Origin of the sequence: Burkholderia sp. Tr-862 (assembly GCF_011753085.1) — a bacterium.
Classification (GTDB): domain Bacteria; phylum Pseudomonadota; class Gammaproteobacteria; order Burkholderiales; family Burkholderiaceae; genus Burkholderia; species Burkholderia ambifaria.
Genome location: NZ_VWWG01000011.1, coordinates 17537 through 33387, shown reverse-complemented (window position 1 = coordinate 33387; position 15851 = coordinate 17537). Strand labels below are relative to the sequence as shown.

10 protein-coding genes, 1 tRNA gene and 1 pseudogene are annotated in these 15851 nt (G+C 66.5%); 4 read left to right on the top strand and 8 right to left on the bottom strand.

Going from position 1 to position 15851, the window contains the following annotated elements; translation table 11 throughout:
* Window positions 1-190 precede the first annotated feature (190 nt).
* The 5 genes and pseudogenes from F3J14_RS06060 to F3J14_RS06040 all read right to left on the bottom strand — a co-directional run.
* Window positions 191-1813: an AMP-binding protein gene (locus tag F3J14_RS06060; RefSeq protein ID WP_166722230.1), complete on the bottom strand. Its 1623-nt coding sequence runs from the start codon at window positions 1811-1813 to the stop codon at window positions 191-193.
* A gap of 154 nt (window positions 1814-1967) precedes the next feature.
* The gene (locus tag F3J14_RS06055) at window positions 1968-3017 is read right to left on the bottom strand and encodes an alpha/beta hydrolase (protein ID WP_247682142.1); all 1050 of its coding nucleotides are present in this window, start codon (window positions 3015-3017) and stop codon (window positions 1968-1970) included.
* Entirely contained in the window at window positions 2965-4428 is a 1464-nt protein-coding gene (locus F3J14_RS06050) for an NAD(P)/FAD-dependent oxidoreductase (RefSeq protein WP_166722229.1), read from the bottom strand. Before F3J14_RS06050 ends, F3J14_RS06055 begins: the two co-directional genes overlap by 53 nt.
* A 52-nt stretch (window positions 4429-4480) precedes the next feature.
* Window positions 4481-5641, bottom strand: coding sequence for an iron-containing alcohol dehydrogenase (locus F3J14_RS06045; RefSeq protein ID WP_211080329.1), 1161 nt, complete (start codon window positions 5639-5641; stop codon window positions 4481-4483).
* Window positions 5642-5675: 34 nt separating this feature from the next.
* A pseudogene (locus F3J14_RS06040) lies at window positions 5676-5780 on the bottom strand (aldehyde dehydrogenase family protein); the annotation flags it as partial.
* A 324-nt stretch (window positions 5781-6104) separates the two neighbouring features.
* Between F3J14_RS06040 and F3J14_RS06035 the strand changes: the two are divergent.
* From F3J14_RS06035 to F3J14_RS06020, 4 genes are read left to right on the top strand one after another with little or no spacing between them, the layout of a single operon-like run.
* A complete protein-coding gene (locus F3J14_RS06035) occupies window positions 6105-7262 on the top strand; it encodes an efflux RND transporter periplasmic adaptor subunit (RefSeq protein WP_166722227.1) in 1158 nt (385 codons plus the stop codon).
* A 20-nt stretch (window positions 7263-7282) separates the two neighbouring features.
* Window positions 7283-10426: an efflux RND transporter permease subunit gene (locus tag F3J14_RS06030; RefSeq protein ID WP_166722226.1), complete on the top strand. Its 3144-nt coding sequence runs from the start codon at window positions 7283-7285 to the stop codon at window positions 10424-10426.
* 4 nt (window positions 10427-10430) lie between these two features.
* Window positions 10431-11873: an efflux transporter outer membrane subunit gene (locus F3J14_RS06025; RefSeq protein WP_166722225.1), complete on the top strand. Its 1443-nt coding sequence runs from the start codon at window positions 10431-10433 to the stop codon at window positions 11871-11873.
* A 3-nt stretch (window positions 11874-11876) separates the two neighbouring features.
* Window positions 11877-12191, top strand: a complete 315-nt coding sequence (locus F3J14_RS06020; RefSeq protein ID WP_166722224.1) for a hypothetical protein — start codon at window positions 11877-11879, stop codon at window positions 12189-12191.
* Between the two features lie 110 nt (window positions 12192-12301).
* On the opposite strand, the gene F3J14_RS06015 is transcribed toward F3J14_RS06020, so the two are convergent.
* From F3J14_RS06015 to selA, 3 genes are all read right to left on the bottom strand, one after another.
* Window positions 12302-12397 (bottom strand) — tRNA-Sec (locus tag F3J14_RS06015).
* Between the two features lie 41 nt (window positions 12398-12438).
* A complete protein-coding gene (gene selB / locus F3J14_RS06010) occupies window positions 12439-14364 on the bottom strand; it encodes a selenocysteine-specific translation elongation factor (protein WP_166722223.1) in 1926 nt (641 codons plus the stop codon).
* On the bottom strand, window positions 14361-15800 hold the full coding sequence (gene selA, locus F3J14_RS06005) for an L-seryl-tRNA(Sec) selenium transferase (protein ID WP_166722222.1): 1440 nt from the start codon (window positions 15798-15800) through the stop codon (window positions 14361-14363). The genes selB and selA overlap by 4 nt, the downstream gene beginning before the upstream one ends.
* Between the last annotated feature and the right edge of the window lie 51 nt (window positions 15801-15851).

Genomic DNA, 15851 nt, shown 5'->3' with positions numbered 1-15851 from the left:
GACCCATCAGCAAGCGGGCCACAGCGATACGTATTCCGGTTTGGTTCGTCATCTCGAATATGGTCAATTGACCAAATTCAATGGTTCCCAGTCTATGCAGTCGAACAGCAATTTGAATCAGGGCTTTCCATTACACGCTCGTTCGAGCAAGCCGCAGCTCGAGCCACGGGAATCGGCGCGGCTCATCTCGTCAGGTGTTCGTCACCCGCAACTCGCGCCGAAGGATTTTCCCGACGTTGCTCTTCGGCAGGCTGTCGCGAAACTCGATGCTTTTCGGACGCTTGTAGCCGGTCAACTGGCCCTTGCAGAACGCCATCAAGTCCTCGGCCGTCAGTTCGGGCGCTTTCCTGACCACGAACAGCTTGACGGCCTCTCCCGAGTGCTCGTCGGGTACGCCGATCGCCGCGACTTCGTAGACGCCCGGGTGTTTGGCGACGACTTCTTCGACCTCGTTCGGATAGACGTTGAAGCCGGACACGAGGATCATGTCCTTCTTGCGGTCGACGATTCGCACGAAGCCGTCCGCCGAGATCGACGCAATGTCGCCTGATCGGAAGAAGCCGTCCGCGGTCATCACTTTCGCGGTCTCGTCCGGTCGCCGCCAGTAACCCGCCATCACCTGGGGGCCGCGGATGCACAGCTCGCCGGCTTGTCCGGGCGGCAGTTCGTTGCCGTCGTCGTCCCGGATCGATATGTCGGTGGACGGCAACGGCAGGCCGATCGTGCCGTTGAACTCGCCGCGTGCAACGGGGTTGACCGTCACGCACGGCGATGTCTCGGACAGCCCGTATCCTTCGATGATCGGCGCGCCGGTCATTTCCCTCCAGCGCTTTGCGACGACTTCCTGCGTGGCCATCCCGCCGCCGTTGGCCAGCAGCAGATTGGAGCAATCGAGACGCGAGAAGTCGGGATGATGGAGCATCGCGTTATACAGCGTGTTCACACCCGGGAAGGTGGTGATCTTGTATCCGGCGAGCGACGCGATCATCCCGCCGATGTCGCGCGGGTTCGGAACGAGCACGCACATCCCGCCCGTGTATATCGTCGACAGGCAGCAGATGTTGAGCGCAAAGATGTGATAGATCGGAAGGGCCGCCACCGTGATGAACTGCTTCACGTCGGGGCGCCAACTGCGCGCGGGCTCGAACCAGACGTCCGCCTGCAATACATTCGCGACGATGTTCCGATGCAACAGCGTCGCCCCTTTCGACACGCCGGTCGTCCCGCCCGTATATTGGAGAAACGCGATGTCGTCCGGTGACAGGCGAGCCGGCGCGAACGGGCGCCCGCGGCCCTCCGCGATCGCGTCGTCGAATGTCGTATGCGCGCCCGGCGCCTGCGTCGTCGCGGTGGGACCGCCCTGCGTGGCGACCAGCACATGCTTCACCTGCGTGTGCGCGATGATGGCGTCCAGCGTCGCAGCACAACTGTCGAGCAGGATAATCGCCTCGGCGCCGCTATCGTTCAGCTGGTGTTCCAGCTCGCGGGGCGTATAAAGCGGATTGACGTTGACGACGACGTAGCCGGCGCGCAGGACTGCACAGATCGACACCGGGTAAGGCAGCACGTTCGGCATCATGATCGCGACGCGCGCACCGCGCTCGAGCCCCCTCGATTGCAGCCAAGCGGCCAGCGAGCGCGACATCGCGTCGACTTCACCATACGTGACCAGCGTACCGTCACACGCGAACGCGGGCCTTTCGCGAAACTTGTCGAAGCTTGCGTCGATCAATTCGCTGACGGATCGATACGCGCTGCAGTCGATCTCTGCCGGCACTTCTGGCGGATAGGAAGCAAGCCAGATCTTTTCCATACCGAGTCTCCTCTGTCCTGTTTGAATGATCGCGCGATGCTTCGCGCTTGGACGCACGTCGGGCACGCCGGCGAGCGTCGAACGATGCGAGAGCGCTGTCCTGCCGATCCGTCGCAAGCCGCATTGTTCTCACGGCAATGCGCGGACCCAAGCGTCAGACGCCGACACTGCCCCTTTCGGCCAGCCGCCGAACGAACGCGGCGGCGCGTTCCAGCAGATAGCGCGCCGTCGCGATATGGCGGGCCGCGGTCACGATGCCGTGATGATGCGCGGGCAGATGGTGATGCTCGACTTCGCTGCCGGCACGCGCCGCGCACGATGCATAGGCCACGCCCTCGTCGCACAGCGGGTCGAGCCCCACGGTTGCAATGAACATCGGCGGCTGCCGCCGGCCCTCCGCATGCAGCAGCGGAGACAGGCGCGCAAGATCGAGCGGCGTGCCGGCCGGCACGTAGTGGTCGCGGAACCAGCGCATCGATTCGGCCACCAGCGGAAATCCGCCTTGAATGCGCCGATATGACGGCAGCGACGCGGTCAGGTCCGTCACCGGATAAAAAAGGAGCTGTCCGACGATCAACGATCGCGCCGACGATTCCGCATTCGCGATGATGGTCGCCATGTTCCCGCCGGCGCTGTCGCCGGCCAGCACCACACGGGACGCGTCGATGGCGAGCGCCGGGGCATGGGCAATCAGATAGTCCAACGCCCGTTCGCAGTCCTCGAGCGGAACCGGCCACCGGTGCTCCGGCGATCGCCGGTACTCCACCGACGCGACCGGGCACCCGCCATGCCGTGCGAGATGACGGCAAATGCCGTCATGCGTGTCCACGCTGCCGATCACCCACCCGCCGCCGTGAATGAACACGACGAGCGGATCGCGGCCGATACCAGCCGCGTCGCGCGGGCGATAGAGCCGTATCCGAATGCTGCCGCCCGTGACGGGAACCGCGATGTCGTCATGGGTCACCGCGTCGTCACCCACGAGGCCGTTCAGTTCGCACGCACGCTCGAAGTTCGCGCGCGATTGATCCACGGACAAGCTGCCGTAGTGCCGTCCGCCCAGTTCGCGGAACGTCTGCACGGCGTCCCGGGCATCCTCAGCCACCTCCGTCAGCGGCAACCAGAGCACCGATGTCATGCGCATCCCCCGCTCAGAGCGTACCGAACACGCTTTGATCCCATTGCGTCGCGGCACGGTATTCATCCACCGTGCCGGGCCAGTTGTTGATCACCTTGCCCTGCGCGTTCTTGTACCAGCTCGAGCAGCCCGCGGAAAACGCCGACCCGGCCATCGCCGCTTGCAGCTTGTTGTTGTATTCGTCGAACACGGCCCTGTCGACGTCGACCGCGTCGATACCCGCCGCGGCCATGCCGCCGATCGCATCGATGATGTAGTTCTGCTGGATCTCGAGCATCGACACGATGGAGTTGTGGTTCAGGTTCGTGTTCGGCCCGTACAGCATGAACATGTTGGGAAAGCCCGGCACCGTGATGCCCAGATAGGCCTCCGGCCCGTGTTCCCACGCCTGCGCCAGCGTGCCGCTCGTGCCGCGCACCTGCAGGCTGCCCTGGAATGCCTGGCTCTCGAAGCCCGTGCCGAATATGACCACGTCGAACGGCAGAACGCGGCCGTCCCGCGTCACGATACCGTCTTCGACGAACGCCTCCACACCTGCCGTTTCGAGCGCGACGTTCTCACGCATGAGCGCCGGGTAGTAGTCGTCCGACCGCAGGATCCGCTTGCACGCGTATTCGTAGTCCGGCGTCAGTTTCTCGCGCAGTACCGGGTCGGACACCTGCCGATGAAGATGCGCCAACGCGAGGCTCTTGCCTTCCGTCTGCGCATTGGAACCCATCCGCGTGCGCTCGAATCCCGACTCGCGGAACGCATGCAGCGATTTCCGGCTCTCCTCGAAGAGACGAGGCTCCTGCTCGTACGAATCGAGCTGCTCCTTCGAGAAGATGATCTGGTTGCGCGGCATGATCCAGTTTGCGCTGCGCTGGAACACCGTAAGCTGCGCGACCTTCGGCGCAATCGCCGGCACGTATTGCACCGCGCTCGCGGCGTTGCCGATGCTCGCCACGCGCTTGCCGCTCAGGTCCACATCGTGCCGCCATTGCGCGGAGTGGAAGGTGTCGCCCTTGAAACTCGCCAGGCCGCGCACCGCCGGCGTCATCGGCCGGTTCAGTTGCCCCCACGCCGGCACGAAGAAGCGAGCGGTCAACCGCGATCCGTCGTCCAGCTCGAACCGCCAGAGGTGCGCAGCCGCATCCCATTGTGCGCGGCAAATCTCGCGATTGAACCGCAGGTGGTCTGCCAGGTCGAACCGCGCTGCAAGCGATTTCAGGTAATTGAGCAGTTCGTTTCTGCCTGCATACATCGCGCTGACGCGCAAGTGCGGATGGAAGCTGTAGCAATACAGGTGCGACTCGGTATCGCATGCCGCGCCGGGATACGAATTGTCGAGCCAGACGCCGCCGAGCTCCGGACGTTTCTCGAGCACGACGAAGTCGTCGATACCTGCGATTTTCATGCGGGCCGCCATTCCAAGGCCGCCGAAGCCGGCACCCAGAATGACGACCTCGTGATGCTCAACCTTTTCTACAGTGTTCACGGTGCACTCTCTCCATTAACGTTACGGCGACGACGGATCGGCCTGCGTCGGTTCAATAGGCCTGCTCATACAGGCGCAACGCATCGGCATCCGTGACAACGACCGGATTGTTCTGCAGCAGGCGCTGCTGCTTCATCGCATCCGCCGCGAGTGTCGGCAGGCTCGAACGCGTGACGCCCACGTCGCGCAGGCGTCGCGGTGCGCCGGATCGTTCGATCAGGTCATTCAGGAATCCGATGAATGCGGCCGTGCGCGCGTGGACATCGCCGTTTCCATCCGCCCCTACGACGTCTGCCAGTTCCGAATATTGCGGAGCGGCCGCTTCCGCGTTGAAACGCAGGACGGGGGCCAGCATCAATGCGTTCGACAAACCATGCGGGATGTGGAAATGGCCGCCCAACGGATACGCCAGTGCATGAACCGCGGCCACCGGCGCGTTGGCGAACGCTTGCCCCGCCAGGGTGGCGCCGAGCAGCATGGCCTCCCTCGCACGCTGATCTTCGCCGTTCTCGCAAGCCGGGATCAGGTTGTTTGCCAGCAAACGCAGTGCTTCCCGCGCCAGCGCATCGGAAATCGCATTCTTCTTGTGCTTGCTGGTATACGCCTCGATGGCATGGACCATCGCATCGATGCCGGTCGCAGCCGTATGACTGCGCGGCAGGCCAACAGTCAGTTCGGCGTCCAGGATCACTCTGTCGGCATACAGCTGTCGGGCGACGATGCCCATCTTGTTCGTTTCGCCTACCGAAACGATGGAAATATTGGTGACTTCCGACCCGGTGCCGGCCGTCGTCGGGATCTGTACCAATGGCAGGCGGTCGCCGTGAACGTTGGCAATTCCATACATTTCTGCGAGAGATTGCTGCGAGACGGCAAGTACCGCGGCCAGCTTCGCAATGTCCATCGATGAGCCGCCGCCCAGGCCGATGACCACTTCCACCTCTGCACTGCGAGCGACCTCGACGCACCGCGATACCACGGCCTCCGGCGGGTCGGCCACGACCTCGTCAAAAACCGCCGCATGGAATCCGGCCGCTGCCAACGACGCTTTCGCCGGCTCCAGCACGCCGGCCTCGTGCAACCCCGCGTCCGTGACGATCAGCACATTGCGGCGGTCCGTCCAGGCCGCCATGACTTGACCCAGGCGGCGCACACAGCCCCATTCCTGGAGAATCGACGGGACGGTTTCGAACAACATCGACTGCGGGGACATTTCCATTGACGTTTCCTTGATACCGACGTTGCCGTCAGACCTGCAACCACACGTTTTTCATTTCCTGATATTCGTCGATTCCGCAACGGGAACCCGCTCGGCCAAGGCCGGATTGCTTCAACCCGCCGAACGGCGCCAACGAAATACTGTTCCGGCGCCAAATGCAAAACGACTTCCGTCATTGAAGACACCGCGTGCGACGCACCGGCAGGCGCCGCGCCGTTTCGCCGCCGCGCCGCGGTTTCCGCTGAACATTTCGCGGCACGAAAGCGCCCGCCTCTGAACGCGAGACGTCCGAGTTTGAGATAGACTACGCGCCTTTGGTCAACTGACATGGTCATTTGACCACAACCAGAAACCCGCGGCAACTTGGTAGTTGCACGGGGCTGCGGTGCCGAAACCGTCGCCGCGACACTCGAACCGACAATGCGGGCCATAGTCGCCTGCGTCCCAAGGAGTCCACATGAAAAATCAGAAACGACGCTGCCACGGCGCCGTATGCGCGCTGGCGGCGGCGATACTGGCGGGCTGCGGGCCCGCCGAACAGCAGGCCGCCGCGCCGGCCACCCCGGTTGCGGCGATGACGCTGGCCGCCTCGCGCCTCGATCTGACCGAAGACCTGCCCGGCCGCGTCGCGGCGGTCCGGATTGCCGAGATCCGGCCCCAGGTCAGCGGCATCGTGCAGCGACGGCTGTTCGAACAGGGCACGGAAGTGCGGGCGGGCCAGCCGCTGTTCCAGATCAACCCGGCGCCGTTCAAGGCCGACATGGATACGGCCGCGGCCGCCCTGCAACGCGCGCAAGCCGCGCTCGAACGGGCCAAGGTGCAGACGACGCGGCTCAAACCGCTGGTCGAGGCCGACGCGATCAGCCGGCAGGTCTATGACGACTCGGTGTCCCAACGCGACCAGGCCGCCGCCGACGTCGCACAGGCCCGCGCGACGCTCGCACGACGCCAGCTCGACCTGAAGTTCGCGACCGTCGAGGCGCCGATCACGGGCCGCATCGACCAGGCGCTCGTGACCGAGGGTGCGCTGGTCGCGAGCAGCGACAGCCAGCCGATGGCACGCATCCAGCAGATCGACCAGGTCTACGTGGACGTGCGCCAGCCGGCCGCATCGCTCGAATCGCTGCGCGGCGCCCTCGCGGCCCAGCCGGACGCGACCGGCAATGGCCTGCCGGTCGACGTGCTGCGCGGCGACGATTCGCGCTACGACGTGAGGGGCCGCATGCTGTTCTCGGGCGTCAACGTCGACCCGGGCACCGGCGACGTGCTGTTGCGCGTGCTGGTCGACAACCCGAAGCGCGAGCTGCTGCCCGGCATGTATGTGCGCGCCCGCATCCCGCGTGGGCACTATGACAACGCGCTGACCGTGCCGCAGCAGGCGATCGTCCGCGCAGGCGGCAAACCGCAGGTCTGGGTGCTCGACGCGAAGAGCCAGGCGCATCTGAAGGCCGTCGAGGTGGGCGAGCTGACGAACCGGAGCTACCGCATCAAGTCGGGCCTGCAGGCAGGCCAGAAGGTCGTCGTCGAAGGCATGGAACGCCTGAGCGACGGCGCGACCGTGACGGCGACCGCATGGAAGGCGCCCGAGGCGGTCAAGACCGCTTCCGCGCACTGAGTCACGGGGAGCCTCCAGTCATGTCCCAATTCTTCATCCGGCGCCCGGTCTTCGCATGGGTGATCGCCCTCTTCATCATCCTGCTGGGCCTGATCGCCATTCCCGAACTGCCGGTTGCGCGCTATCCGTCGGTCGCGCCGCCGACCGTCACCATTACCGCCACCTACCCGGGCGCCACGCCGCAGACGATGAGCGACAGCGTGCTGAGCCTCATCGAGCGCGAGCTGTCCGGCGTGCGCAACCTGCTGTATTTCGAATCGTCGGCGGATACCTCCGGTCAGGCGCAGATCACCGCGACCTTCAAGCCCGGCACCGATTCGGCGATGGCACAGGTTGAAGTACAGAACAAGCTCAAGTCGGTCGAACCGCGCCTGCCTCCCGTCGTGCGGCAAAACGGCGTGATCGTGCAGTCGGCCGCCACGGGCTTCCTGTTGTTCGTCGGCCTCAAGTCGGACAGCGGCCGCTACGACGAAAACGCGCTTGCCGACTATATGGCGCGCAACGTCGTCGAGGATCTGCGACGTGTCGAAGGCGTCGGCAAGGTGCAACTGTTCGGCTCCGAACAGGCGATGCGCATCTGGGTCGATCCGCAGAAGCTGATCACCTACGGCCTGTCGATGAACGACCTGACGACGGCCGTCAGCCAGCAGAACGTGCAGATCGCGCCGGGCAGCCTCGGCGCGGCGCCCGCGCTGTCCGGGCAGCGCGTCACGGTGCCGCTCACCGCGCAAGGCCAGCTCACGACGCCGGAGCAGTTCGCGAAGATCGTGCTGCGCGCGAATGCGAACGGCTCGAAGGTCGTGCTCGGCGATGTCGCACGGGTCGAACTCGGCCCGCAGGCGTTCACCTTCGTCAACAGCGAGAACGGCAAACCCGCCACCTTCGCGGGCGTGCAGCTGGCGCCGGGCGCCAACGCGGTGAAGACCGCGGAGGCCGTGCGCGAGCAACTGGACATGATCGCCAGGACGATGCCGGCCGGCATGGCCTACTCGATCCCGTTCGATACCGCGCCGTTCGTGAAGATCTCGATCGAGAAGGTCGTTCACACGCTGCTCGAGGCGATGGTGCTCGTGTTCCTGGTGATGTACCTGTTCCTGCAAAACGTGCGCTACACGCTGATCCCGGCGATCGTCGCGCCGGTGGCGATGCTCGGCACCTTCACGGTCATGCTGATGACCGGTTTCTCGATCAACGTGCTGACGATGTTCGGCATGGTGCTCGCGATCGGCATCATCGTCGACGATGCGATCGTCGTCGTCGAGAACGTCGAACGCCTGATGGTGGAAGAAGGCCTGTCGCCGAAAGACGCGACGATCAAGGCGATGAAGGAAATCACCGGCGCGATCATCGGCATCACGTTGGTGCTGACGGCCGTGTTCCTGCCGATGGCGATGTCGAGCGGTTCGGTCGGCGTGATCTATCAGCAGTTCACGCTGTCGATGGCCGTATCGATCATGTTCTCGGCCCTGCTCGCGCTGACGCTGACGCCGGCCCTGTGCGCGACGATGCTCAAGCCGGTCGAACACGGGCACCACGAGAAGCGCGGCTTCTTCGGCTGGTTCAACCGCCGTTTCGACCGCCTCACGCAATGGTACGAGACGCGCGTCGGCCGGCTGGTCGGCCGCACCGGGCGCGTGATGCTGCTGTTCGTCGCGATTTCCGCCGCGCTGGTGTTCGGCTTCCGGATGCTGCCGTCGTCGTTCCTGCCCGAGGAAGACCAAGGCTACTTCATGACCGGCTTCCTGCTCCCGGCGGATTCGACCGTCGAGCGCACCGGCGACGTGGTCAAGGCGCTCGAGAAGCATCTCGCATCGCGTCCGGCCATCGAGTCGAGCATCTCGATCATCGGCTACGGCTTCTCCGGCCTCGGCTCGAATGCGGCACTGAACTACGCGGTGCTGAAGGACTGGAACAAGCGCGGCGGCGCCTCCACGCTGGACGAAGCGATGCGCGCGCAGGCAGCGATGGGCGGCGTGACCGAAGGCACGGTCATGAGCCTGTTGCCGCCGGCGATCGACGGGCTGGGCACCAGCTCGGGCTTCACGATGCGCCTGCAGGATCGCGCCAACCAGGGCTACGCGGCGCTCAAGGCGGCTGAAACCAGGCTGCTCGAACTGGCCGCGCAAAGCAAGGTGGTGACCGGCGTCTATCCGGACAGCCTGCCGACCGGTACGAGCGTGAAGCTGGACATCGACCGCGAGAAGGCCGAAGCGCTCGGCGTGTCGTTCACGACCATCAGCGACACGCTGTCGGCCGCGATGGGCTCGACCTACGTGAACGACTTTCCCAATGCGGGCCGCATGCAGCAGGTGATCATCCAGGCCGATGCGCCGGCACGCATGCAGATCGAAAACGTGATGAAGCTCTACGTGCGCAACGCGACCGGCGGCATGGTGCCGCTGTCCGAAGTGGTGCGTCCGGTCTGGTCGGAAGCCCCGCTCCAGATGGTGCGCTTCCAGGGTTATCCGTCAGCGCGCATCTCCGGCGGTTCGGCACCCGGCTACTCCAGCGGCGCGGCGATGGCCGAGATGGAGCGTCTGGCCGCGCAGTTGCCGCCGGGCTTCTCGGTCGCCTGGACCGGCCAGTCGCTGCAGGAGCGCGAGTCGGCATCGCAGGCGCCGATGCTGATGGCGCTGTCGATGGTCGTCGTGTTCCTCGTGCTCGCGGCGCTCTACGAGAGCTGGGCGATTCCGCTGTCGGTGATGCTGGTGGTGCCGCTCGGCCTGATCGGCGCACTCGGCGCCGTGATGCTCCGCGGGCTGCCGAACGACGTGTTCTTCAAGGTCGGGATGATCACCGTGATCGGCCTGTCGGCGAAGAACGCGATCCTGATCGTGGAATTCGCGAAGCAGTTGCGCGAGGAAGGCAAGGGGCTGATCGAGGCTGCCGTGCAGTCGTCGAAGCTGCGCCTGCGCCCGATCCTGATGACGTCGCTCGCGTTCGGGCTCGGCGTGGTGCCGCTCGTCGTCGCCTCCGGCGCCAGCTCCGAGACGCAACACGCGATCGGCACCGGCGTGCTGGGCGGCATGATCACCGCCACCGTGCTGGCCATTTTCTTCGTTCCGGTTTTCTTTGTGTTCGTGATGAGCATCCAGGAACGCATCTCGGCATGGCTGGCATCCGGCAAGAAGCCCGCCACCGTGACCCACGAACAAGAAGGTTGATGCCATGCGATTGCTTATTCTTTCCGCTGCGGTTTCCGCCGCCCTCGCGCTGTCGGCATGCTCGATGGCGCCGAAGCTGGTCAAGCCCGAGATGCCGGTGCCGACCGCCTATACGACCGCTGCCGCGGCCGACCAGCACGCGAACGCGGCCGATCTCGGCTGGCGCACGATGTTCGGCGACCGTCGCCTGCAGCGCCTGATCGAGCTCGCGCTCGACAACAATCGCGACCTGCGCCTGGCCGCGCTGAACGTCCAGGCCGCCGAAGCGCAGTACGGTATCCAGCGTTCCGCACGCCTGCCGTCGATCGGCGCCGGCGCGAGCTTCACGCGCCAGCGCACGGCGGCCGACTCGCAATCGAACCCGCCGCTGCTCGAAAACACGCAGAACCAGTACGGCGTGAACGTCGGCGTCAGCGCGTTCGAGATCGACCTGTTCGGCCGCGTGAAGTCGCTGTCCGATGCGGCGTTCGCGCGCTACCTCGCGACCGATCACGGCCGCCGCGCGGTGCAGATCGCGCTCGTCGGCTCCGTGGCCAACGCATATTTCGCCGAGCGCCTCGCGCAGGAACAGCGCGCATTGTCCGAGCGCACGCTGAACGACTGGCGTCAGTCGCTCGATCTCGCGCGCCGGCTCAAGCTCGCGGACCAGGCGAGCGGCGTGGACATCGCGCAGGCCGAAGGCCAGGTCGCCAGCGCCAGCGCCGATCTCGAAGCGCGCTCGCGCGCCGTCGAGCAGGCGGGCAACGCGCTGCGGTTGCTGGTCGGCACCGACCTGCCGAAGACCCTGCCCGACCCGCTGTCGCTGGAACGCCAGCCGGTGATGACGCAATTGCCGGCCGGATTGCCGTCGGAATTGCTGTACCGCCGGCCGGACATCCAGCAGGCCGAGCAGAATCTCGTCGCCGCCAACGCCGACATCGGCGCGGCGCGCGCGGCGTTCTTCCCGCGCCTGTCGCTGACCTCGTCGATCGGCTTCCTCAGCCCGGGGCTGGGCAGCCTGTTCGACGGCGGCCAGCGCGTGTGGAGCTTCGCGCCGCAGGTCACGTTGCCGATCTTCCAGGGCGGCCGGCTGCGTTCCGAACTGAATCTCGCGGAAGTGCGCAAGTTCAGCGCGGTCGTCGAGTACGAACGCGCGATCCAGACCGCGTTCCGCGAAGTGGCCGACGGCCTCGCCGGGCGCGAGACCTTCAGCCGCCAGATCGACGCGCAAAGCCGGGTCGTCAAGAGCGCCGAGCGCCGCACCGATCTCGTGAACCTGCGCTATCGCGCCGGCATCGAGGATCGGCTGGAACTGCTCGACTCGCAGCGGCAGCTGTATGCCGCGCGTCAGGCCTTGCTGGATCTGCGCAACGCCGAACTGGGCAACGCGGTCGCGCTCTACAAGGCGCTCGGGGGCGGCCTGACGGACGTCGACGTGCGTTCTGGCAACAGCGTTCCGAACAGCTGAGCCTTGCGTCATCGCTCGTTCATTCGCGACGATCAAAAACACGATCGAGTCCGGCGGCACAGGCACCACGCCGCCGGGCCGCCTGCCGATCGCGCTCGCTTCGTATTGCTGACGGTCACCATCGCCCTGACGATTCTGAACGGTTGGTTCATCGTCTATGGCCTGAACGTTGTAACCGCGTCCGCGGTCGCCGACCACGCAATTGCGGCCGTGATCCGGGATGCGCCGAGCTATTTGGTCCTCGCTTTCCTGCTGCTGATCGCACTCGTCTCGACGGTGATCGGGCTCGTCAAACGGGCTCACGAAGAGGAGGGGTAGCCCGCTTGTCCGGCATTCGCCGCCGCCCGTGCGTCGGAGACAGGGCATCTGCCGACATCAATCATGGAGGTCGCAATACCAGACGATCGAAAAGCGGTGGAAGTGCGAAATGGCGGAAGGCAGCCGGAGTCGAACCGACCCGGGAGTGTCTGACACCCCCAACTGGATTTGAGGTCCAGCCGTACCACCGGATACGAATGCCTTCCGACGAGAAAAGAACCAAAAGCGCGAGAAGAATGACGAGCGCCTACGCCTGAATATCCACCCAACCGCTGTCAGGCCGCAGGAAGTGGAGATCGCGGTGGAAGCGAGTATACCCAACCCGATCGAAGAACTCGAGAATCTGGATCGCACGCTTGCGGCCGAGCCCGGTCGCGTCGCGAAACGTCGCCGCATCGAGCCCGCCGCCGCGCGTCGGCGCGAGATGCGCAACCAGCCCGGCCAGCTCGCGCACGACATCCGCGTGATAGAACAGGTCACGCACGACCTGATGCACGTCGCCGCGCCGCGCGAGCTTGCGCAGCAGCGTCCGCACGGCCTCCTCCGCCGCACCCGTCTCGCGCGCCAGATCGCGGACCCACGGCGGATCGAAGCGCCCGGCGTGGATCAGCGGCAGCAGTTGCCGCGCCAGCGCTTCCTCGCGCGCATCGAAACTCACCGAATGCGACGGCAGATGCAGCCAGGGCCCGCTACGCGCCACCTCCCCGCCGTCCACCAGCGCATCGACGAGCGCGCGCCACAGCGCATCGCCGACGAGCGGCGCCACCATCCGCCGCAGGCGTGCCGCGTCGAGCCCCTGCTCGTCCGGCATGCGCTCGTGATACGCGCGCAGCGTGTCGATCGTGCGCGCCTGCAGCGCCAGCCAGTGCGCCCGCGCCATCACCGTACCTTCGTTCGACGCGGCGTCGCGCTGGCCAATCGCCAGCGCATCGTCCGGCAACGCGAGCACGTCGGGCGCAAACCCGCTCAGGTGCGTGAGCATCGTTCGGGCGATGCCGAGCGGCGCCTGCGCGAGCAGCGCATCGAGCCGTCCTTCGTCGAGCCACGACGCCAGTGCGTCGAGCCATGCGCGACGCTCGGGCGTGCGGCGCTTGCGCGCGGGACCGAACGGGTCGAGCACACGGCCGCCGCCGACGGTGCGCGTCGCTTGCGGATTGCGAACGATGAAGCGATCGCCCGGCAGCGCGAACACGGGTTCGTCGAACACCAGTTGCACGCGCATCTTCTGGCCGGCCGCCAGCGTATCGCCGTCGAGCAGCGCGACGTGCGCGACGCGATGCAGCGTGCCGAGATGCACGTGCAGCGGCGCCCAGTGCGTCAGCGTCAGCCCCGCGTCGGCCAGCAGCGTCAGTTCAACGTCAAGCCGCGGCGACGTCGCGACGAGCCGCGCATCCGCGACGGTATCGCCGCGTTCGACGTCCGCCTTGTCGACGCCGGCCAGGTTCAGCGCGCAGCGCTCGCCCGCGCGGCCCGCGTCGACCGGTCGGTTCTGCGCATGAATGCTGCGCACGCGCGCCGCCGCGCCGGTGCGCACGACCGCGAGCGTGTCGCCGGTCGCCACGCGCCCCGCGAACGCGGTGCCCGTCACCACGGTGCCCTGCCCGGCGAGCGTAAACACGCGATCGACCGCGAGCCGGAACAGGCCGTCGTCGCGGCGCGCGCGCCACGAGAGCGCCGCATCGGCGAGGAAACGCTTCAATGCGGCGACGCCCGGATCGTCGTCGCGCGTCGCGCAGGTTTCGAAGACCGGCGCGCCATCGAGCGTCGAGCCGTGCAGCCACGCGGCGATCTCGTCGCGCACCGCCGACAGGCGTGCGGCGTCGACGCGATCGCACTTCGTCAGCGCGACCGCGCCATGCGTCACGCCGAGCAGTTGCAGGATCGCGAGATGCTCGCGGGTTTGCGGCATCACGCCGTCGTCGGCGGCGATCACGAGCAGCGCGAAGTCGATTCCGCACGCGCCGGCCGCCATCGTATGAACCAGCTTCTCGTGGCCCGGTACGTCGATCAGGCCGAGCACGTCGCCGTTCTCGAGCGGCGTATACGCATATCCGAGTTCGATCGAGATGCCGCGCGCCTTCTCTTCCTTCAAGCGGTCGGTGTCGACGCCCGTCAGCGCCCGTACGAGCGTCGTCTTGCCGTGATCGATATGTCCTGCAGTACCGACGATCATGCAGCGGGCCCTGCGATCCGCACGCATTGCGCGACGAATGTCGCTTCGTCGGCCGCTTCGAGGCAGCGCAGGTCGAGCCGCAGCGCATTGTCGGCCACGCGGCCGATCACCGGACGCGGCCATTCGCGCAGCCGCTTCTCGAGCTGCGCGAGCGCGCGGCCGCCGCGCTTGCCGTCCGGCGTGCGCACGACGAGCCCGGCGCTCGGCAACTGGTCGAGCGGCAGCGCACCGCTGCCGATCTGGCTGAACATCGGCTCGACGCGCACGTCGAAGCCGCTGCCGAGCGCGGCCTGCAACGCCGGACGCACGCGCTCGGCGGCCTCGGCGATGTCACGTTGCGGCCGCGTCAGCAGCCGCAGCGTCGTGAGCCGCTCGCACAGGAATTCCGGCGCCTGGTAGAGCCGCAGCACGGGTTCGAGCGCGGCGAGCGTCAGCTTGCCGACGCGCAGCGCGCGCTTGAGCGGATGTTTCTTGATCTTCGCGACGAGCGCGCGATCGCCGACGATCAGGCCGGCCTGCGGCCCGCCGAGCAGCTTGTCGCCGCTGAACGTGACGAGGTCCGCGCCGGCCGCGACGGTTTCCTGCACGGTCGTCTCGTGCGGCAGGCCCCATTGCGACAGATCGGCCAGCGTGCCGCTGCCGAGATCGACCGCCACCGGCAGCCCGCGCTCGCGCGCAAGCGGCACGAGTTCGGCCAGCGTCACTTCCTTCGTGAAGCCGCTGATCGCGTAATTGCTGCAGTGCACCTTCATCAGCATCGCCGTGCGCGGGCCGATTGCATCCGCATAGTCGCGCAGATGGGTTCGGTTGGTCGTGCCGACCTCGTGCAGCTTCGCACCGGCACGGCTCATGATGTCCGGAATGCGGAACGCGCCGCCGATCTCGACCAGTTCGCCGCGCGACACGACGACTTCCTTCTTCGTTGCCAGCGCCGACAGCGTCAGTAGCACGGCCGCGGCATTGTTGTTGACGACGGTCGCGGCTTGCGCGCCGGTCAGTTCGCATAACAGATCGTCGATCAGATCGTCGCGGTCGCCGCGGCGGCCAGTGGCGAGATCGAATTCGAGGTTCACGGGCTGGGTGAGCGCGTCGACCACCGCGCGCACCGCGTCGTCGGGCAACAGCGCGCGCCCGAGATTGGTGTGCAGCACGGTGCCCGTCAGGTTGAACACCGCGCGCACGGTGCCCGCGCTCTGCGCGGCCAGCGCGCGGGCGACGGCTGCCGCGATGCGCGCCTCGTCGAGCGGCTCGGCAGCCAGCGGATCCTGCTGCGCGGCGGTACGCCAGCGTTCGAGTTCGGCGCGCACCGCGTTCAGCACGCGCGTGCGGCCATAGTCGGCGAGCAGCGGCTGCAGCGGCGCCGACGACAGCACGCGCTCGACCGACGGCACGCGCGCGAGGACGGCATTCAGTTCATTCAAACCCGGTTCGGTCACGTAATGGTGGCTCCATTTCCAAGCACGGCAGGCAGCCGGCGCCGGTGCTCT